Here is a 20553-nt window from a genome sequence, read left to right as displayed (position 1 = left end):
ATTTCTGTCCCACTCCCTTTATTTTCGACTAGTTTGGAGAATTTATTGACATTCACATTATTTAAACGGTAACAAAGATTATTGAAATTTGGTAGGCATTTTATGGTGCTAAAAAATTTGCATGAAAATTAAAAAATGCTTCGTTCAGGAAGGTGTCGTAATTTACCTATTTGCTGAATGAAGCATTTTATTTTTAAATATGATAGCCAATATAACAAGCTATAAATCCAATGATGAATTGTAAAAGTGAATAATTGAGAAAAAGGTTAATATTAAATTTTGGCGTCATCATTAGTGTAAGTTCCTTGGCTAACGTTGAGAAAGTTGTTAAGCCACCTAAAAAACCGGTAACAAAGAACGCAGGGAACCATGAGATTGAAATTGATAAGCCTATAGTTAATCCAATTAAAAAACTACCAACTAGATTTACTATCAATGTTGCGATAGGTAACTTTGAAGTAAATTTATGATTAAAATAATCAGTAATGGCACTTCTAGTAATTGCACCGAAACCGCCGCCAATCATGACTAAAATGATTGATATCATGATAAACCACCACCTAGTTTTATACCGACGTAACATAACAAAATACCAAAGACATAACTTGTTACAGCATATAGTAGTAAAGTTATAAATTGTTGATGATCAAACATATGTATTAATTCTAATTGAAATGTTGAAAAAGTCGTTAAAGCACCAAGAAAACCAGTCGTAATAGCTTTTTTTAGCGTCGGATGGTTTGAAAAAAATGCAATTGTTAAGGCTGTTAGCAATCCCATTACAAAGGCACCAGTCAAATTGGCTATCAGTGTTCCGATTGGAAAACCTCCGTCAGTATTCAGAAAAGAAATGAGGTAACGTAATAAAGCGCCTAAAGCACCACCGATAAAAATATATACATATTGCATTTGGTTCACCTCGAAAAGAAGTAGTTTGAATTTAAAAAAGAGGTTTTGGCAACGCGACGACAAAAATTGTCGATGCATTATCAAACCTCATTATATGTTATATCTTGTTGTATAACTATAGCGATTAGATGTATAGTTATGATTTCGAAAATCTAATATTTTTTATACGCAACAACGTCATCAAATTGTTTTACTCATTATAGCATGATACATTGTATTGTTTTGTATTAAGGCTACATTGACATTTTATCTTTTTTAAATAAAACCGAATGTACGAACAATTGAAAAGATATGTACTAAAATAACAATTAGAATAATCCAAGGCAAACTTTTACTCGCAATTCTAATCCAATCTGCATCAGGCTTTAGTGATTTAATTGAACGATCTGCAAAAATTATAGACAAAATTAGTACAATTGAGTTAATAACACTGCAGAAAAGTATTAATTTAATAAAAGAATTAAAAAGTCCACTTAGGAAAACGTTATTTGTATTAAAGAAAAAGCTTAAAATAATCATTAAGCTAGATAAGTAAAAGTATTTTTTTGAACGAGACATGCTAGACCTCCTGGATGGTTATCATTTACATATCGTATCATAAACAATCATAAAACAATAGTTTTATTAACTTGTAGACACAATGTTTACTAAAGTCATTTTTTAAAAATATAGGCAAAAAATTAGCTATATATTATAAAAGCGTGATATAAATGTTTTATATAACAAAGAAATAAAAATCATTTTTTACAAATGGTTGTAAGAAAAAGACATGCAGATGTTGTTAAAATTTTAATAAGAATCAAGGAGGCTATATTATATGGCTAAACTAAATGTAGAAGTATTTGCGGACGGTGCAGATATTGAAGAAATGAAAGCAGCTTATAAAAACAAACAAGTGGATGGTTTTACAACAAATCCTAGTTTAATGGCGAAAGCGGGCGTAACAGATTACAAAGCTTTTGCTGAAGAAGCTGTGAAAGAAATTCCAGATGCTTCAATTTCATTTGAAGTATTTGCAGACGATTTAGAAACTATGGAAAAAGAAGCAGCAATTCTAAAACAATATGGCGAAAATGTATTTGTTAAAATTCCTATTGTAAATACAAAAGGTGAATCAACGATTCCTTTAATTAAAAAGCTTTCAGCTGACAATGTGAGATTAAACGTTACGGCTGTTTACACAATTGAACAAGTTAAAGAAATAACTGAAGCAGTAACTGAAGGTGTGCCAACATATGTTTCAGTATTTGCAGGACGTATTGCAGATACAGGCGTAGATCCATTACCATTAATGAAAGAGGCTGTAAAAGTTACGCATAGTAAAGACGGCGTTAAATTATTATGGGCAAGTTGCCGCGAATTATTCAATGTGATTCAAGCTGATGAAATTGGTGCAGATATTATTACATGCCCTGCAGATGTTGTGAAAAAAGTGAATGCAAACTTAGGTCGCGATATTAACGAATTATCAGTAGATACAGTTAAAGGCTTTGCGAAAGATATTCAATCTTCAGGTCTTTCTATTCTATAATATATAAATATATTTAAACCCTCATAGGCATTGTGCTTATGGGGGGTTTTTCCATAATAGTTATTAATGAAGAAGAAGTCAAAATTCAGCTAAGTAAAAGCTCGAGTTATAAAAAAGTCTAAATTGATTCAACAGGAGTAGAAAAGGAAATTAGTCTCGCATATTTTAGAAAATGAATAAAAACAATTACTATATGCAACTTAAGAATTAAATATTATTTAAGCCACATACCTATTAGAGTACAAAATATACAAGTTGTACTTATATCTAGGTATGTGACTTTTGATTTTAAGCGTAAAGCAAAAGTTTTTATGTTTGTATTAGTTCTAAATTATTTTGCACTTGATGACACGTATTTTTGAGTTTAAGTGGTGACTCAAGTTCAATAAAATAAATATCAGATAGATAATTTGAAAATAATATGAAAGGTTATCTCAAAATTATCCCCATATTATAAAGAGCAGAGCTAACAAGTTATTTAAGAAGTGCATGAATATTACCACTTCTAATCGTTTTGTTTTTATATAAATTATACCAAAAATCAAACCAGAATATAAGTAAGGTAAATAACCAATCCAAGTGTCAGATTCGTGTAATGATGCAAAAACTAAACTAGACACAATTAACCCTAAAAACAAGTGTTTTCTGAAGATAACCCTTATTATCATACCGCGAAAAACAATTTCTTCCACAATAGCGGGGATGATGGTAACAGTGAAAATAGAAATATAGAATGGTGTATTTCGTATTTCTTGCTCTAATTGTTGTTCATTTGCCGGTACGTCATGAAAATATAAATAAAGATTATCTAACCCATAAATTAATAGTGCACCGCCTATAATATAAATAACTTGAGACAATGTTAATTTTTTAAAAGAGAATAAATTGATTTTGAATAGCCTCAATAGAATTAAACCTACTAATACAATTAGCATGCTATAAAGTAAATGTACTTCACTGACAACTATGCCGATAAATAAAATGATAGTAATAAAAAATGCTGCCATTAAAGTTAAAAAATAATTTCCTCGTGTAACCGATAAATCATCGTAAAAAAAGTCTTTGAATTTTTGCATGCTAAATCCTTTCTTTTCATTTTTTAAAATTATTTTGAATGCAATATGTTTAAGGATAGATTCATTATATATGAAACATATATACGATTAAAATTTATCATTGTACCTACCTAAAAAGCATTAGTTTGGAAAATTAGCAGACTGTATTTTAGCGTCAAATCACCATAAATGAAATTGTAATATGGATTTTTGTAGATTTGATACATATATTTCTGTAAAATATATAAAATACACTTTCAATTGACGCTAATGTTTAAAATTACGTCAATATTATAAAGGAGAGAAATCCTTAATTATGAATAAAGCATCATTTGATAAAAAAGTTAAAAAGCAATTATGGTTTTTGAACAAGAAGGAGAAACAAGCATTAGATCAACGATTGTCTTCTATATCTGATGATGACAGCGTTAACTTAAATAAGCCTGTTACCTTTGCTAATGCTTACTTAAGACAAAATGTATTTCGAAATAAAGAAACAAAAAGTTATAGTATGTTTGTTACATTAGTAGTGATGATGTTTGCTTATGTTGCTTTATTAGGCTTGTTTTTATTTGGGCTAATTACAAGTCTATCTGGCGTACAATTTTTCGTTAGTCCTAAGGTAGATTTATCAACAACTGTTGTTATTTTAACAATTATTGGAGCGATTTTATTAATGATTGTTAGCATATATTTTATAAAAATTGTGACATCATACTTTACTAAGAAACTTTTAGAAATTAAATTTAATTCGAAATAGTATTTTCAATGAAGTGCTTCAAAGCTAAACTTTCATGACATTTTTTTGAAACTAGTGAAAATGGCTCATCAACTTCTAGCTGAATGCCTTCTTGAAAATGTATTAATGTTGAATTCTCTATGGCAGTCATACCAACAATATAATGTGCATTGATATAAATTTGTATCGGTGCACGTTTATGTTTTAACGGAAAAAGTATAGTTTTTGGGTTGATGTAAATAGGAACCAGTTTATTAATATTTAGTATGTTTTTTGCAGTCTCAATTAGCACACTTTGTGATGATAAATGCAATTTCGCATAATATGAAACGAGTTTGTTAATTGGAACTTTAAGAATGTAATCGCAATGTAAAAAGACACAATTTGTTTCGAGATGGTTTGAAGTAGCAGTTTGGATATAAAGTAGATATTTAGTAGAATTGTCTTGCAAATATATTACTCCTCGTATAATAAGTTGTTAATTTAATGGTTAAAATAAATTTATATGAAGATGTTAGGGTGTTTCAACATCATTAACACATCGACCGAAATTTCACAATAAACTAATTAAAATTATGTTGGCATTTACGCTTAACGGACATCTTAATTAATTTAATCGTTGAAAGCGATAATGACATGATTTCAGCAATTTCAAATTGCTTGTATCCTTCAAGGTATAGTTTGAGCCATAGTCTTTCTCTTTGATTTAAAAGCTTGAAGATATCTTGTAAACGAAGGTCATGTTCATTAAAGTATGTTGGTTGTTCAGTTAATGTTGGTGAATTATTCTCACATAAAATGACATCTTTTAATTGATTTTGTTGTCTGAATAAATCGATAAGGTAAAAATTTAATCGAGTGAATAAAAAAGAGGATAAAGATTGCTTGCTTGAGGGTTTATATATCTGACTCAATTGCCACATTTTTATCAAGAGTAGTTGATAATACTCATCATAATTATAGCTAATATTATATTTTTTTAAAAGATGGTGTATGATTTTGTGGTGTTTGTTGTATACGTCATTAAATTTCAAGTAGTCATTCTCCAAGTTATACGTATAACAAATATTTCCGGATAAAGTTAGAATAAAATATTTAGAAAAATCATTCATTTGCGTAATCGCTAAATTAAGTGTTAAATATAAGACATAAGTAATTAATTTAATGTGATATGATGTATTATTACTTTGCTAAATAGTAGATAGAACAAAATTTGTAATCGGGAGGTAACAATGGATTACGCACATTTAAATTTAGAACATTTTTTTGCACGAAACGACGATTTAGATGTTATAAGAGATCGCGCTGATTTCGTGATGATAAATAACTTCACTAATGAAATGATGTATCGTGATGGTCAAATTGAAGGCACGATTGATTTAAATCAGTACTATTATAAAAATAGATCAAATGCAGCAAGTTTTATTATGATGGATTATAAAAAAGAAACTAAGTAAACGAACAAAAGAATTTTTTGTTTTTTAATACGTGAATAATAAGATTATTGATATAAAGGTTTTCAAAGGTTATACAAAAAGATAAAACATTTATGATTCGTAGATCAACGTAAAGTAATGTTGATAAATGGTTTAAAACGTTTCATTTACATTACTGTTTATTTATGAATATGTAACAATGCATAGATAAAATTGTTAAACGGTTTTAATAATGTTAAACTTTATTATCGTAGTCAAACTGAATGTATAACAACAATGACCTAAGAGGTGTGGATATGAATAAACACAAGAAAGGTTCTATTTTTGGAATAATAGGACTTGTTGTCATATTTGCTGTTGTCTCATTTTTATTTTTCTCAATGATATCCGATCAGATATTTTTCAAACATGTTAAATCCGACATTAAGATTGAAAAGTTAAATGTTACATTAAACGATGCAGCAAAGAAACAAATAAATAATTATACGAGTCAACAGGTATCAAATAAAAAGAATGATGCATGGAGAGATGCATCTGCAACTGAAATTAAAAGTGCAATGGATAGCGGTACTTTTATCGATAATGAAAAGCAAAAATATCAATTTTTAGATTTATCAAAGTATCAAGGGATTGATAAAAATAGAATTAAACGTATGTTAGTAGATAGACCAACGTTATTGAAACATACGGATGATTTCTTAAAAGCTGCTAAAGATAAGCACGTTAACGAAGTTTATTTAATTTCACATGCATTATTAGAAACTGGCGCAGTTAAAAGTGAATTAGCTAATGGAGTCGAAATTGATGGCAAAAAATACTACAATTTCTATGGAGTAGGAGCCCTTGATAAAGACCCAATTAAAACAGGTGCAGAATATGCTAAAAAGCATGGTTGGGATACACCTGAAAAAGCTATTTCAGGCGGTGCTGATTTCATTCATAAGCACTTCTTATCAAGCACAGATCAAAATACATTGTATAGTATGAGATGGAATCCAAAAAATCCAGGAGAACATCAATATGCTACTGATATTAAGTGGGCAGAAAGTAATGCAACAATTATCGCTGACTTTTATAAGAATATGAAGACTGAAGGAAAATACTTCAAATACTTTGTGTATAAAGATGACAGTAAACATTTGAATAAGTAATTTGATAGAGTTAAGTTATGATATAACTTGCTCAAGTATAAAAAGACGCTTTCTATCGCAATAAATAGAAAGCGTCTTTTTATTTCTTAAAATATGATAAGTGTTAGATACAACCCTATGAGGGTTATAAATAGTACTGGAATTGTAATGATGATACCAGTTTTAAAGTATGTGCCCCAAGAAATCTTAACATCTTTTTGTGTTAAGACGTGTAACCACAGTAATGTAGCTAAAGAGCCTATCGGTGTAATTTTTGGACCTAAATCAGAACCGATAACATTCGCATAAATTAGGCCTTCTTTTAACATGCCATGGACATTTGATTGACCAATAGCAATCGCATCTATTAAAACTGTAGGCATATTATTCATTATTGATGATAAAAACGCTGAAATGAAGCCCATTCCCAAAATGGTGCTAAATAGACCGTAATTGGAAATATATTCTAATATTTTAGCCAATATTAAAGTAATGCCAGCATTTCTTAAGCCGAATACGACGATATACATACCAATTGAAAATAATACTATATTCCAAGGTGCGCCCTTAATGACTTGCTTAATATTTACAGCATTTGATTTACGAGCCAACATTAGAAAAATAAAAGCAATGATTCCAGTGAAAATTGATACCGGAATTTTAGTAAATTCACTGATTAGATAGCCGAAAAGTAATATAACTAGAACAATCCATGAAATTTTAAATAGCTTTAAATCATTAATGGCATCTTTAGGATGCTTTATATTATTATCATCAAACGTTTTAGGTATCGCCTTTCTAAAATATAACCACAATACTATAATACTTGCTAAAAGCGAGAATAAATTAGGTATAATCATTCTACTAAAATATCGAACGAATCCTACATGAAAATAATCAGCAGATATAATATTCACTAGATTGCTCACGATCAAAGGTAAAGAAGTTGTGTCAGCTATAAAACCACTCGCAATAATAAAAGGGAATATGGCCCGCTTACTAAAACCTATATTTTTAACCATCGCTAATACAATAGGCGTTAAGATTAACGCTGCGCCATCATTTGCGAAAAATGCAGCAACAATGGCACCCAATAATATGATATAAACGAACATTTTTAAACCATTTCCTTTTGAAGCATGAAGCATGTGAATAGCTGACCATTCGAATAATCCAACTTTATCTAATATTAATGAAATAAGAATGACTGAGACAAAAGTCAAAGTAGCATTCCAAACAATACCTGTTACTTCGAAAACATCGGAAAAACTTACAACACCAGTAATAACAGCAATAAAGGCACCAGTTAATGCGGTAATGCCAATATCTAGGCCTTTAGGTTGCCATAATACAAATAATAAAGTTACTAGAAAAATGAGTGTCGCTAAAGTTGTCATCATTAGCATTCACCAGTCTTAAGGTTATGACAAAAACATCGTTGGTTAGAGGTATGAACCTTAGACAAGTTATTAATTACGGACTCAAAAATATTATGATTAAGCTGGTATAAATGTTTATTTCCGATTTTTCGTGTCGTAACTAAGTTGGTTTTTACTAATGCTTTCAAATGATAGCTAAGTGTGGGTTGAGAGAATTGAAAATGTGCTAACAAATCACAAGCGCATAACTCTCCACAAGAAAGTAAATCTAGTATTTCTAATCTGCTTGAATCTGATAAAACTTTTAAAAATGTTGCTAGTTCTTTATACGTCATAACATACCTCCTAGACGTTAAATAGATTATCATCTATATAGATGAATGTCTATGTTCCTTTGGTATATTACACGATATGACTATGTAATTTGAATTTGGTTTTAGTATTAAAAGGGTATTAAAGATAAATTATAGATATTGATTTTGCAAAATATACTCTTTGTTTTGCATTGAAAAAGGTGATTAGCCATATCTTGAGTGTATGGCCAATCACCTTAGTTGAATTTATTTTGTAATCAAGGGTATTGATTAAGAAGCTTTGTTTTTACGACTAAAAATCATAAATAGAATTACTAATGAGATTAATATCTTTGCTATAAATTTCAATTTAATTCACCTCGTTAAAAATATTTTAACACAAACACTAAGGTTGATATTAAATGAAAAGTTTTAAATGGTTTAATGGTTGTGAAAGTGAAATAATAGCTTACCTTAATAAATTTTATTGGAAATACCAAATTGCTATAATTATAGGTAATAGTTTAAATATAATATTTTGAATTACAAAAGGATGGATGATATATGCGTGTAGCAATAATAGGCATGGGAACTGCTGGTGTAAGTGTATTGAGAGAGTTAGTTAAGCACCCGAAGTTTAATCAATTAGATATAGATTTATACGATGATAAAGTAAATATGGGACAGGGCGTACCATTTCAAAATGATAGTTCTGAGCTGCTAATTAATATGCCTTCGAAAAAGATGAGTTTAAATTTAGATGATGAGACTGAATTTTGGAAGTGGTATAAACAACAAACTGATTTTAATTTTGATGAACCTGCATATTTACCGAGATTTGTATTCGGACATTATATGAAATCTTATTTATCTATGTTCACGAAAAAATATCCAAATATATCAACTAATTATAATAAAGTTCAAGAGATTTATACAAATTCTAATATCGATGAAACGAATTTAACTTATTACATATGTACTACAAATTCAGAACAATCATGGCAAGCGTACGATTATGTATTTTTAACATGTGGTACATTTGCCTACCATGATCCATATAACTTAAAGGGTAAAAAAGGATATATCGCTACGCCTTATCCAACATATAATACGTTAGACGAAGTAAATGAACTGGACGATATTGCGATTATTGGTACAGGCCTTGCCAGTTTAGATGTTGTCCGTTATGTTGCTGCTCATCATCCGAAATTACCAATTACTATGACGAGTCGTTCTGCTCATTTACCAAGTGTAAGAGGTACAATGATAGACGTGACATTCAAGTACTTAACTAAAGACAAATTAAATGACATTAAAAAACATCATTTCGGCAATGCACCGCTTGATACTATAGTTTCTTTATTTTTAAAAGAATGTGCTGAATATGACATTGATTTTAAAAAATTAGTACATAGACGTACAGGAAATCATATTGCAGATTTGAAGTATGATTTAGCGCGTCCAACAGAAATGGGCATTTTCCAAAGTATGATTGAACATTTGAAAGAGAATTTAAATTGGATATGGAATAGCTTAAGTATTGAAGATCAACATCAATTTAATCAAAAATACTCAAAGATGATTCAATTAAATTCAAATCCAATGCCTCCAAGAACTGCTGAACTAATTATTGAATTAATAGAAAATAAGTCTTTAATTTTGAAAAAAGATTTAGAAGATGTGAAACATGATGGCAAGTTGTATTATTTTTCATACAAAAACCAAGAATCAGTAGACATGTATAATGTTGTCATTAACGCGACAGGTGCAAAAAGTCATTTAAATGAATTGGATCAAGATGATCAATTAATTAAAAATCTTGAAAATAGACAAATTGTACAAGCACATCCAATGGGAGGCATACAAATCATACCGGAAACCAATCAAGTTATTAGTCCAAGGTTTGGAACATTAACAAATATGATTGCGATAGGTCAAATGACAAACGGTGTTAATAAACTACGAAATGGTGTGAAAATGATAGTAGAACAAGTTGCGCATACAGTATCTCAATTATATGATGCTTTAGAATCGAATGAGCAACAACAGCGCAGTTACAATCAATAATTTGTAACTAGAAGATAATAAAGAGAACGCTCTATAGAGACGAATTGAAGGTTTGATTTTAATGTCTGTTAGTAAGAATCATATCAATGAGATGCCTATAGTACTCAGATTATATTAAATTAAAACCGTCATTAATTGTTTTTTCAGAAAACATATAGTATCATTTTAAATGTAGTTGACATACTACGTACTCAAATAATCTATAACAATTTCATATATAATTCTTTCGGGGCAGGGTGAAATTCCCAACCGGCAGTAAATAAAGCCTGCGACCTGCTAATATGTTTCATATTAGTGGCTGATCTAGTGAGATTCTAGAGCCGACAGTTAAAGTCTGGATGGGAGAAAGAATGTTAATTATCGACAAAGATAATGTAGCGTATTTGTAAAAATGTGTACAAATAGGCTTATTTAACGATAAATTTTTCTCCTTGCATCTTAATTCATGATGTGAGGATTTTTGTTTATAGAGGTGATCATTTGAGTCAATTTATGGATTATGCGATTCAACTTGCAAATATGGTACAAGGTCAAACAGGTGTTAATCCACCCGTTGGCGCTGTTGTAGTTAATGAAGGTAGGATTGTTGGTATTGGTGCACACTTGAGAAAAGGTGACAAGCATGCGGAGGTTCAAGCACTTGATATGGCACAACAAAATGCTGAAGGTGCGACGATTTATATTACGTTAGAGCCATGTAGTCATTTTGGTTCAACACCACCCTGTGTTAACAAAATTATTGATTGTAAGATAGCAAAAGTAGTATACGCAACAAAAGACAATTCGTTAGACACACATGGTGATGAGACGTTACGGGCTCACGGTATTGAGGTTGAATGCGTTGATGATGAACGGGCATCACAATTATACCAAGACTTTTTTAAAGCAAAAGCAAAGCAACTGCCACAAATTACAGTGAAAGTATCTGCAAGTTTAGATGGTAAACAAGCGAATGATAATGGACAAAGTCAATGGATTACTAACAAAGAGGTTAAACAAGATGTCTATAAGTTAAGACATCGACACGACGCAGTGTTAACTGGAAGACGTACAGTTGAATTAGATGATCCACAATATACTACACGTATTCAAGATGGAAAAAACCCTATAAAAGTAATATTGTCTAAGTCTGGGAATATTCATTTTAATCAGCAAATTTATCAAGATGAATCAACACCAATTTGGATATATACTGAAAATCCAAATTTAACAAGCAATCAAACACATATTGAAATTATTTACTTGAAGTCTTGTGATTTAACAACAATTCTTCACAATTTATATAAAAGAGGAGTTGGAACTTTGCTAGTCGAGGCAGGTCCAACCACTACTTCAGAATTTCTCCAATCTAATTATATAGATGAATTTATTCTCTATTATGCCCCGAAATTAATTGGCGGATCTGGAAATTATCAATTTTATCAAACAAATGATGTGATTGAGATACCAGATGCGAACCAATTTGAAATTGTTCATTCCGAGTTATTAAATCAAAATGTTAAATTAACTTTACGAAAGAAGTGATGATGCATGTTTACTGGCATCGTTGAAGAAATAGGTGTCGTTAAAAGTGTTCAAATTCGTCAATCAGTCAGGACGATTGAAATTGAAGCACATAAGATTACGGCAGATATGCATATTGGTGATTCCATCAGTGTTAATGGTGCATGTTTAACAGTGATTGATTTTAATCAGACATCTTTTACTGTTCAAGTAATTAAAGGCACTGAAAATAAAACCTATTTAGCAGATGTTAAGCGACAATCAGAAGTAAATTTAGAGCGTGCCATGAGTGGTAACGGTAGGTTTGGTGGACATTTTGTCCTCGGTCATGTAGATGAACTAGGAACAGTTTCAAAAATAAATGAAACAGCCAATGCAAAAATTATTACGATTCAATGTAGCCAACATATTAATAATCAGTTAGTTAAGCAAGGGTCTATTACTGTGGATGGTGTTAGTCTAACGGTATTTGATAAGCATGATAACAGTTTTGACATTCATCTTATTCCAGAAACGAGGCGTTCAACGATTTTATCATCCAAAAAATTAGGAGATAAAGTACATTTAGAAACAGACGTTTTGTTTAAATATGTTGAAAATATTTTAAATAAAGATAAAGACCAATTATCTGTAGATAAATTAAGAGCATTTGGTTTTTAGGAGGGGTAGCATGCAATTCGATAATATTGACAGTGCTTTAATGGCTTTAAAAAATGGAGAACCAATTATTGTAGTAGATGATGAGAATCGTGAAAATGAAGGTGATTTAGTAGCGGTTACTGAATGGATGAACGATAATACCATTAATTTTATGGCGAAAGAAGCAAGGGGATTAATATGCGCACCAGTGTCTAAAGATATTGCACAACGTTTGGATTTGGTACAAATGGTTGATGATAACTCCGACATCTTTGGTACGCAATTTACAGTGAGTATTGATCATGTAGATACAACAACAGGAATTAGTGCTTATGAACGTACATTGACTGCCAAAAAGCTCATTGATCCTAGTAGTGAAGCTAAAGATTTTAATCGTCCTGGTCATTTATTTCCATTAGTAGCACAAGATAAAGGCGTATTAGCTAGAAATGGACACACAGAAGCGGCTGTTGATTTAGCTAAACTTACTGGTGCCAAGCCCGCTGGTGTCATTTGTGAGATTATGAATGATGACGGCACGATGGCGAAAGGACAAGATTTACAAAAGTTTAAAGAAAAACATCAATTAAAGATGATTACGATTGATGATTTAATTGAATATCGTAAAAAATTAGAACCAGAAATTGAATTTAAGGCAAAAGTGAAAATGCCTACAGATTTCGGAACATTTGATATGTATGGTTTTAAAGCGACATACACAGATGAAGAGATAGTTGTACTGACAAAAGGTGCAATTCGACAACATGAAAATGTACGCTTACATTCTGCGTGCCTTACAGGCGATATTTTCCATAGTCAACGTTGTGATTGTGGTGCTCAACTTGAATCGTCTATGAAGTATATCAATGAACATGGTGGCATGATTATTTATCTACCTCAAGAAGGTCGTGGCATAGGATTGTTAAACAAATTACGCGCATATGAATTAATTGAGCAAGGATATGATACAGTAACTGCAAATTTAGCATTAGGTTTTGATGAAGATTTACGAGATTATCATATTGCTGCACAGATTTTAAAATATTTTAACATCGAACATATCAATTTATTAAGTAATAATCCAAGTAAATTTGAGGGATTAAAACAATATGGCATTGATATTGCAGAAAGAATTGAAGTTATCGTACCAGAAACGGTACATAATCATGATTATATGGAAACGAAAAAAATAAAAATGGGTCATTTAATATAGGAGGACTTTAACATGAATTTTGAAGGTAAATTAATTGGAAAAGATTTGAAAGTTGCAATCGTAGTTAGTCGATTTAATGATTTTATCACTGGAAGATTACTTGAAGGTGCAAAAGATACTTTGATTCGACATGATGTTAATGAAGACAATATTGATGTAGCATTTGTGCCAGGTGCGTTTGAAATTCCTTTAGTAGCTAAAAAATTAGCCTCATCAGGAAATTATGATGCAGTAATTACATTAGGATGCGTAATTCGCGGTGCTACGTCTCATTATGATTATGTTTGTAATGAAGTCGCGAAAGGTGTTTCTAAAGTGAATGATCAAACTAATGTACCAGTCATATTTGGTATTTTAACGACTGAAAGTATTGAACAAGCTGTGGAAAGAGCAGGTACGAAAGCTGGCAATAAAGGTGCTGAAGCAGCAGTAAGTGCAATTGAAATGGCTAATTTATTAAAATCTATAAAAGCATAGAGCACTGTTGTGAGTTCATAATCAAAGATTTATAAATGTTTCAGAACTGCCAATATAACATTTAGGAGCCTAGAACATTGATTATTGTTCCAGACTCCTAAATTATTGTTTATGTCTTGCTCTATTTACGGCATAATTTTTTAATTGTACTTAAACCTAACATAACTGTAGCTCCTAAAGCTGCAATTATGCCAACACGTTTTAAGCCAGCAGGTTTCACAAATTCTTTTACAGCAAGAGATAGGTTTTGTGGGCGTTCTGCTAATCTTCTCATAAAATACGCAAACCAATCATCGCCATAAGGTACATAAATAGTGAAATTATAGCCTTCATTTGCGATTTCTTCTGCTAACTCTGATCTAAAACCATAGAGCATTTGGAATTCCATACGATCTTTTTCAATGTGATTTTCTTTCATAAATTGTTTTACATGATTAATGATGCGATGGTCATGTGTTGCAATTGAAGTGAAATTGCGTGCGTTTAACAAACGTTGTTCAATTATTTTGATGTAATTTGCATCTACGTCTTCCTTAGATTGAAATGCAATTGATTCGTTTTCTTTATATGCACCTTTAACCAAACGTAATCGTAAATCTTGGTACTTATCAACTAATTCGTGGCTATCGTATAAATATGCTTGAATTACAGTACCAACATTTCTAAATTCGCCTTTTAAGCGATCTAAAACTTGAACAATTTGTTGCAGGCTAGCATATTTTTCAGTATCAATATTTATATGCATATTGTTGTAAGTATTTGCTTTAAGTAAAATCTCTCTTAAATTTTGGTAAGCTAATTCTAAGTCGAATTCTGCACCTAACTGACTCAATTTAACAGACATATGTGCCTTTACGCCATGTTGATGAAGCGCGTCCATAATTGTTAAAATTTGTTCTTTAGCATGATTACTTTCTTCAACTGTACCGACAAATTCCCCTAAATTGTCTACCGTAACAGCGATATTCTTGTCATTTAAGTATTCGATTGTATTAATTAACTCTGGAATTGTATTTCCGGCAACGACTTTATTGGCGCCCAAACGTGGGCCCACTTTTTTTGCTGCGTTGTTTAAAAAACTATTATTAGATAATCCGATAAAAAAATTCTTTAATAGTGCCATTGCTACTCCTCCAAACCCTTGTGTTTACAATAAGTTTAGCATGAAAAAAATATTCGAGAAAGCGTTTTCATCAAAAACAATCAAAAATAATTATGTATAATTACACTATTATTGATGTTGATTTCATTTATATATAATAATATGGACAACAATAATACTATAAATAGAAATCTACATAGTGAATTTGCTATAATTATGTTATTGAAGATTAATGAAAAAGGGGCAGTATAATAATGTGGAAGTGGGAAGCTGAAAATGATGCGAAAGGCGTCGTTGTTATTGCTCATAATATATTAGAACATACGGGAAGATATGCATATGTTATTACGATGTTAAGAAGAAATGGCTATCATGTGATTATGGGAGATTTGCCTGGTCAAGGTCAAACTTCAAGAGCTAATAAAGGACAAATTGAAAACTTTCAAACGTATCACGAAAGTTTGCTAGACTGGTTAAAGATAGCTAATGAATATAAAATTCCTACTTATGTATTAGGGGTAGGACTTGGCGGTTTGATTTTATTAAATTTACTTGAAAAAGTAGAATTGCCAATCGAGGGGATGATGTTAATTTCTCCTATGCTAGAACTTCAAAAGAATGGAAAAAATCGTAAAGATAAACTTGTTTCAAATATAGGTAAAATTTCAAAAGACACACGTTTTAATGTTGGTGTAGAACCAAAAGATTTAACACGTAATTTAGAAATTGTTGAAGAAACAGTTAACGATGGTTTAATGTTAAAAAAAGCAACGTATCATTGGTATAATACAATTAATGAGACGATGAAAGATACGATGGCTCATATTCATGACATTCAACCAATGCCAACGCTATTAATGTATGGAACGAAGGATTTAATTGTTGATACTAGGGCAATTGATGAGTTTAAAGAAAAATATCAAACACCTGAATTATATTTTAAAGCTTGGCAAGGTTTTTACCACGAGGTTCACAATGAGCCAGAACGTGATGAAGTAATGCGTTATATTCTGACTTTCTTAAATAACAGCGTCAATACAATGGGCTTTATTGTTGAAGATGACGAAATTGTAGAAATTTAATATTCTAAAAAGATGAGACAGTAGATGCTCATCTTTTTTTTTACTTTTTTAAGGTTGAGAATGTATATCACATTTTATACACATTTGATTTGTAAGAAATGTTTTGATTTATACAAATCATATCTTGAAAAATAACCAATTTAGCCTCATTCGGTTTGATTTAATTTGTTAAATTTAAGGCTAACTAATTAATTTAGTTTAATCAATTTTCATGAGAGTTATATGTAATAAAAATTCAATGCGTATCTTTTTTGAAGAAATATATGTAGAATTGTTGCAATTTAATGGTAATATTGATATATTTTCTTTGTATATAAATTATAAAATTAATATGTAATAGAGTGATTTGTTTTATGTACTATTATCTTATTTCTAAATATTAACTCTATTGATTATTGGTTTTTATACTTATTTAATTTTATTCAACTTTGACAATTGAATAGAAAGCAAGTTTATTTACACTTGTAGTTTTATGCATAAGTTAGCACATACAAGTTTCGGGATTGTTGGGATGTTTGTTAATACTTGTATGGTAGCTAAATATGTGATTATTAATTGGGAGATGTTTAGCATGAAAAAAGTAAATAACGACACTGTATTTGGGATTTTGCAATTAGAAACACTTTTGGGTGACATTAACTCAATTTTCAGCGAGATTGAAAGCGAATACAAAATGTCTAGAGAAGAAATTTTAATTTTACTAACTTTATGGCAAAAAGGTTCTATGACGCTTAAAGAAATGGACAGATTTGTTGAAGTTAAACCGTATAAGCGTACGAGAACGTATAATAATTTAGTTGAATTAGAATGGATTTACAAAGAGCGTCCTGTTGACGATGAAAGAACAGTTATTATTCATTTCAATGAAAAGTTACAACAAGAGAAAGTAGAGTTGTTGAATTTCATCAGTGATGCGATTGCAAGTAGAGCAACAGCAATGCAAAATAGTTTAAACGCAATTATTGCTGTGTAAGTTTAATAGCATAAAAAGAGGTTTTCATTAAGTTGAAAACCTCTTTTTGTTGTTGGTATTAATTTTTCAAATGTTGACTACTCAATCCTAAATTATAAATAGTATAGCGCAGCAAATGCTTAAGAAATTTTTTCTATGGCACAAATGAATGGAGCATGATTACGTTGGTTTAAAAATTGATATTGCAAAACTTGCGCATGCTTTTGATCCAAAGTACTCAAGTAATCAAGCAATGCATGCTTCTCAATTTGTCCTTCGCTATGACCATGATATATAACAAGTACAATAATACCTTCAATTGACATTAATGATAGCAATGAATTAATAGCTTGGATTGTCGTGTCAGGCTTTGTCACGATAGATTTATCACCTTTAGGCAAATAACCTAGGTTAAAGATGGCTGCATCAATATGACCTTTATGTGCATCATTTATATGATGTTCAATATTTTCATGTCCATCTTTTATTAAAGAAACATGATTGAAATCCTTAACTTTATCACGTGTATTTTCCAAAGCTAAATCTTGAATGTCGAAACCATAAACATGTCCTTCTGGTACTTGTTCGGCTAAAAATAAAGTGTCATTGCCGTTACCGCAAGTTGCGTCTACAACAATACTTTCTGGTGTTATATGTTGTTTAATAAGTGTTTTTGAAAAAGGGAGTATACGTTCTAATTTCATTGCTTCACCTTAGACTTGTAACGCAAGCCTTGATAAGAATTTCTACGTGCTAATTCAGCATCGATGCCATTTAATACTTCCCATTTATTAACACTCCACATTGGACCTACCATGATATCTATTGGACCATCACCGGTAATTCGGTGAACGATCATTTCAGGGGGAATCACTTCTAATTGGTCCACAACTAGGTTTGTGTACTCTTCTTGAGTCATAAAAGTTAATAAACCTTTATCGTATTGTTTTACCATCGGTGTACCTTTTAACAAATGAAGTAAATGAATTTTAATACCTTGTACATCCATTTGTGCAACTTCTTTGGCAGTAGCCATCATCATGTCATAGTCTTCGCCAGGTAAGCCATTAATGATGTGTGTACATACATTGATATTATGCTTACGTAATTTTGCCACACCATCATAATAAGTTTTCATATCATGGGCACGATTGATTAAATCAGATGTTGACTGATGGATTGTTTGTAGTCCTAATTCAACCCATAAGTATGTTCGTTGATTCAAATCTGCTAAATATTCGACAACATCGTCTGGTAGACAGTCAGGACGCGTACCAATAGATAATCCCACAACACCCGGTTCTTTAAGTACAGGTTCGAATTTTTCTTTTAATACTTCAACCGGTGCATGTGTATTTGTAAATGCCTGAAAATAAGCAATATATTTTCCTTCGTGCCATTTCTCATGCATCTTTTCTTTAATTTCTTTAAATTGTACTGCGATTGAATCTGCACGATTACCTGCAAAGTCTCCGCTACCTGCAGCAGAACAAAATGTACATCCACCATGTGCTACAGTGCCATCGCGGTTAGGACAGTCAAACCCGCCATCCAATGCAACTTTAAATATTTTTTGTCCAAATTTATTTTTTAAATGGTAATTCCATGTGTGATAACGTTTGTTTTCAAAAGCGTATTGGAAATGATTGCCCATATGTCATTTTCCTTTCTATAAAAAAAGAGTTCTAAGTACAGATTTTAACATATTTTAATGTTATAGTGTTTATTATAGTTTGACAAAAAAGAGAGAGGAACTATGAAATATGAATATACCTAAATCAGTCTGGTGGCTAGTAATTGGCATGGCGTTAAATATTACTGGTTCCAGTTTTTTGTGGCCTTTAAATACAATTTATATGAAACAAGAACTTGGAAAAAGTTTAACTGTTGCTGGTTTAGTGCTAATGATAAATTCATTTGGCATGGTTATTGGAAACTTATTAGGTGGTTCACTATTTGATAAATTAGGTGGATACAAGACGATTTTAATTGGAACTTTCACTTGTCTTTGTAGTACAACGCTACTTAATTTCTTTCACGGGTGGCCTTGGTATGCTGTATGGCTTGTAATGTTAGGGTTTGGTGGCGGAATGATTATTCCTGCGATATACGCTATGGCTGGAGCAGTGTGGCCAAATGGCGGAAGACAAACGTTTAATGCGATATACTTAGCGCAAAATATTGGTGTGGCTGTCGGTGCTGCAATGGGCGGCTTTGTCGCAGAATTTAGCTTTAACTATATCTTTTTAGCCAATCTTATTATGTATGTTGTGTTTGCGCTTGTCGCGGTAACGCAATTTAATATTGAAATTAATGCGAAAGTTAAATATCCAACTCATTTAGATATTACTGGTAAAAAGAATAAAGCAAGATTTATTTCATTAGTACTAATTTGTGCAATGTTTGCAATTTGTTGGGTTGCATATATTCAATGGGAGTCTACAATCGCTTCATTTACACAATCTATTAATATTTCAATGGCACAATATAGTGTTTTATGGACAATTAACGGAATAATGATTTTAGTAGCACAACCATTAATTAAACCGATTCTCTATCTGTTAAAAGGAAACTTAAAGAAGCAAATGTTTGTCGGCATCATCATTTTTATGTTGTCGTTCTTTGTCACGAGTTTTGCCGAAAACTTTACAATATTTGTTGTCGGTATGATTATTTTAACTTTTGGAGAAATGTTTGTATGGCCAGCAGTTCCAACTATAGCCAATCAGTTAGCGCCAGATGGTAAGCAAGGACAGTACCAAGGTTTTGTGAATTCAGCTGCTACAGTAGGAAAAGCATTTGGTCCATTTCTTGGTGGTGTATTAGTTGATGCGTTTAATATGCGCATGATGTTTATCGGTATGATGCTACTACTTGTATTTGCATTAATATTATTAATGGTTTTCAAGGAGAATAATACGCAACCTAAAAAAATAGATGCATAATGAGTAAATAGAATTAACGTTATAGACTTGAAATAAATGTCGTTATAACATAATATTAATTTGTATAATTTAATTTCGTTTGGAGCTTTTCTACAGAAAGC

At 31.0% G+C, this 20553-nt stretch carries 24 protein-coding genes and 1 riboswitch; of the genes, 13 read left to right on the top strand and 11 right to left on the bottom strand.

The features are described from left to right. Positions 1 to 193: 193 nt before the first annotated feature. The 3 genes from IDG64_RS05110 to IDG64_RS05100 form a co-directional block, all read right to left on the bottom strand. Positions 194 to 547: a fluoride efflux transporter FluC gene (locus IDG64_RS05110; RefSeq protein WP_000623478.1), complete on the bottom strand. Its 354-nt coding sequence runs from the start codon at positions 545 to 547 to the stop codon at positions 194 to 196. After that, the gene (crcB, locus tag IDG64_RS05105; protein WP_001200542.1) at positions 544 to 909 is read right to left on the bottom strand and encodes a fluoride efflux transporter CrcB; all 366 of its coding nucleotides are present in this window, start codon (positions 907 to 909) and stop codon (positions 544 to 546) included. The genes IDG64_RS05110 and crcB overlap by 4 nt, the downstream gene beginning before the upstream one ends. Positions 910 to 1164: 255 nt before the next feature. Continuing rightward, positions 1165 to 1467 (bottom strand): hypothetical protein, encoded by a 303-nt coding sequence (locus tag IDG64_RS05100; RefSeq protein ID WP_000091445.1) that lies wholly within the window; start codon positions 1465 to 1467, stop codon positions 1165 to 1167. A gap of 259 nt (positions 1468 to 1726) precedes the next feature. Here IDG64_RS05100 and IDG64_RS05095 point away from each other — a divergent pair, with 259 nt between their 5' ends. After that, positions 1727 to 2440, top strand: coding sequence for a transaldolase (locus IDG64_RS05095; protein ID WP_001096493.1), 714 nt, complete (start codon positions 1727 to 1729; stop codon positions 2438 to 2440). A gap of 440 nt (positions 2441 to 2880) precedes the next feature. On the opposite strand, the gene sdpA is transcribed toward IDG64_RS05095, so the two are convergent. Beyond that, positions 2881 to 3516 (bottom strand): CPBP family intramembrane glutamic endopeptidase SdpA, encoded by a 636-nt coding sequence (gene sdpA, locus IDG64_RS05090; protein ID WP_001168907.1) that lies wholly within the window; start codon positions 3514 to 3516, stop codon positions 2881 to 2883. Positions 3517 to 3811: 295 nt separating this feature from the next. Between sdpA and IDG64_RS05085 the strand changes: the two genes are divergently transcribed. After that, complete coding sequence (locus IDG64_RS05085; protein ID WP_001030469.1) at positions 3812 to 4255, top strand: hypothetical protein; 444 nt, start codon at positions 3812 to 3814, stop codon at positions 4253 to 4255. On the opposite strand, the gene IDG64_RS05080 is transcribed toward IDG64_RS05085, so the two are convergent. Both IDG64_RS05080 and sigS read right to left on the bottom strand, forming a co-directional pair. Continuing rightward, positions 4242 to 4685 carry a competence protein ComK gene (locus IDG64_RS05080; RefSeq protein ID WP_001153742.1) on the bottom strand — a complete coding sequence of 148 codons (444 nt, stop codon included), beginning with the start codon at positions 4683 to 4685 and terminating at the stop codon, positions 4242 to 4244. The two genes, IDG64_RS05085 and IDG64_RS05080, sit on opposite strands and share 14 nt — an antisense overlap. Before the next feature lie 112 nt (positions 4686 to 4797). Further along, entirely contained in the window at positions 4798 to 5268 is a 471-nt protein-coding gene (sigS, locus tag IDG64_RS05075) for an RNA polymerase sigma factor SigS (RefSeq protein WP_000671052.1), read from the bottom strand. Positions 5269 to 5466: 198 nt separating this feature from the next. Here sigS and IDG64_RS05070 point away from each other — a divergent pair, with 198 nt between their 5' ends. Together IDG64_RS05070 and sagB are read left to right on the top strand one after the other, a co-directional pair. Continuing rightward, positions 5467 to 5691 (top strand): hypothetical protein, encoded by a 225-nt coding sequence (locus tag IDG64_RS05070; protein WP_000384171.1) that lies wholly within the window; start codon positions 5467 to 5469, stop codon positions 5689 to 5691. A 275-nt stretch (positions 5692 to 5966) separates the two neighbouring features. Next, entirely contained in the window at positions 5967 to 6821 is an 855-nt protein-coding gene (sagB, locus tag IDG64_RS05065) for a peptidoglycan release complex glucosaminidase SagB (RefSeq protein WP_001032833.1), read from the top strand. Positions 6822 to 6907: 86 nt separating this feature from the next. On the opposite strand, the gene arsB is transcribed toward sagB, so the two are convergent. After that, positions 6908 to 8200 (bottom strand): arsenite efflux transporter membrane subunit ArsB, encoded by a 1293-nt coding sequence (gene arsB, locus IDG64_RS05060; protein ID WP_000989121.1) that lies wholly within the window; start codon positions 8198 to 8200, stop codon positions 6908 to 6910. Further along, on the bottom strand, positions 8200 to 8514 hold the full coding sequence (locus IDG64_RS05055; RefSeq protein ID WP_000221177.1) for an ArsR/SmtB family transcription factor: 315 nt from the start codon (positions 8512 to 8514) through the stop codon (positions 8200 to 8202). Before IDG64_RS05055 ends, arsB begins: the two co-directional genes overlap by 1 nt. Before the next feature lie 522 nt (positions 8515 to 9036). Between IDG64_RS05055 and IDG64_RS05050 the strand changes: the two genes are divergently transcribed. The 5 genes from IDG64_RS05050 (at position 9037) to ribH (ending at position 14371) form a co-directional block, all read left to right on the top strand. Continuing rightward, on the top strand, positions 9037 to 10539 hold the full coding sequence (locus IDG64_RS05050) for an FAD/NAD(P)-binding protein (protein ID WP_001261668.1): 1503 nt from the start codon (positions 9037 to 9039) through the stop codon (positions 10537 to 10539). 218 nt (positions 10540 to 10757) lie between these two features. After that, positions 10758 to 10893, top strand: a riboswitch (FMN riboswitch). A gap of 126 nt (positions 10894 to 11019) precedes the next feature. Further along, positions 11020 to 12063, top strand: coding sequence for a bifunctional diaminohydroxyphosphoribosylaminopyrimidine deaminase/5-amino-6-(5-phosphoribosylamino)uracil reductase RibD (gene ribD, locus IDG64_RS05045; protein ID WP_000077358.1), 1044 nt, complete (start codon positions 11020 to 11022; stop codon positions 12061 to 12063). Between the two features lie 6 nt (positions 12064 to 12069). After that, positions 12070 to 12702 carry a riboflavin synthase gene (locus tag IDG64_RS05040; RefSeq protein WP_000493892.1) on the top strand — a complete coding sequence of 211 codons (633 nt, stop codon included), beginning with the start codon at positions 12070 to 12072 and terminating at the stop codon, positions 12700 to 12702. Between the two features lie 10 nt (positions 12703 to 12712). Next, positions 12713 to 13894 carry a 3,4-dihydroxy-2-butanone-4-phosphate synthase gene (gene ribB, locus IDG64_RS05035; protein WP_001159022.1) on the top strand — a complete coding sequence of 394 codons (1182 nt, stop codon included), beginning with the start codon at positions 12713 to 12715 and terminating at the stop codon, positions 13892 to 13894. Between the two features lie 12 nt (positions 13895 to 13906). Then, positions 13907 to 14371, top strand: a complete 465-nt coding sequence (ribH, locus tag IDG64_RS05030; RefSeq protein ID WP_001008551.1) for a 6,7-dimethyl-8-ribityllumazine synthase — start codon at positions 13907 to 13909, stop codon at positions 14369 to 14371. A gap of 121 nt (positions 14372 to 14492) precedes the next feature. Here the strand turns inward: ribH and IDG64_RS05025 are convergent, their stop codons facing one another. Further along, positions 14493 to 15494 (bottom strand): proline dehydrogenase family protein, encoded by a 1002-nt coding sequence (locus tag IDG64_RS05025; protein WP_001196354.1) that lies wholly within the window; start codon positions 15492 to 15494, stop codon positions 14493 to 14495. 111 nt (positions 15495 to 15605) lie between these two features. Between IDG64_RS05025 and IDG64_RS05020 the strand changes: the two genes are divergently transcribed. The 3 genes from IDG64_RS05020 (at position 15606) to IDG64_RS05010 (ending at position 17528) form a co-directional block, all read left to right on the top strand. Further along, positions 15606 to 15725 carry a hypothetical protein gene (locus tag IDG64_RS05020; RefSeq protein ID WP_001790712.1) on the top strand — a complete coding sequence of 40 codons (120 nt, stop codon included), beginning with the start codon at positions 15606 to 15608 and terminating at the stop codon, positions 15723 to 15725. Positions 15726 to 15727: 2 nt separating this feature from the next. Continuing rightward, positions 15728 to 16555: an alpha/beta fold hydrolase gene (locus IDG64_RS05015; protein WP_000266096.1), complete on the top strand. Its 828-nt coding sequence runs from the start codon at positions 15728 to 15730 to the stop codon at positions 16553 to 16555. 571 nt (positions 16556 to 17126) lie between these two features. Beyond that, positions 17127 to 17528 carry a transcriptional regulator, SarA/Rot family gene (locus tag IDG64_RS05010; RefSeq protein WP_000757543.1) on the top strand — a complete coding sequence of 134 codons (402 nt, stop codon included), beginning with the start codon at positions 17127 to 17129 and terminating at the stop codon, positions 17526 to 17528. 119 nt (positions 17529 to 17647) lie between these two features. Here IDG64_RS05010 and mnmM read toward each other — a convergent pair whose 3' ends face one another. Further along, positions 17648 to 18211, bottom strand: a complete 564-nt coding sequence (gene mnmM, locus IDG64_RS05005) for a tRNA 5-(aminomethyl)-2-thiouridylate-methyltransferase MnmM (RefSeq protein WP_000764419.1) — start codon at positions 18209 to 18211, stop codon at positions 17648 to 17650. Beyond that, positions 18208 to 19161, bottom strand: coding sequence for a tRNA modification radical SAM protein MnmL/YtqA (mnmL, locus tag IDG64_RS05000; protein WP_000526539.1), 954 nt, complete (start codon positions 19159 to 19161; stop codon positions 18208 to 18210). The genes mnmM and mnmL overlap by 4 nt, the downstream gene beginning before the upstream one ends. Positions 19162 to 19270: 109 nt before the next feature. Between mnmL and IDG64_RS04995 the strand changes: the two genes are divergently transcribed. After that, on the top strand, positions 19271 to 20452 hold the full coding sequence (locus tag IDG64_RS04995) for an MDR family MFS transporter (protein ID WP_001025061.1): 1182 nt from the start codon (positions 19271 to 19273) through the stop codon (positions 20450 to 20452). Positions 20453 to 20553: the final 101 nt, after the last annotated feature.

It is taken from the genome of Staphylococcus sp. EG-SA-15 (assembly GCF_017151895.1).
GTDB lineage: Bacteria > Bacillota > Bacilli > Staphylococcales > Staphylococcaceae > Staphylococcus > Staphylococcus aureus.
Note: the sequence above shows the minus strand (reverse complement) of the source record. Positions and strands in the feature narration are given on the sequence as shown.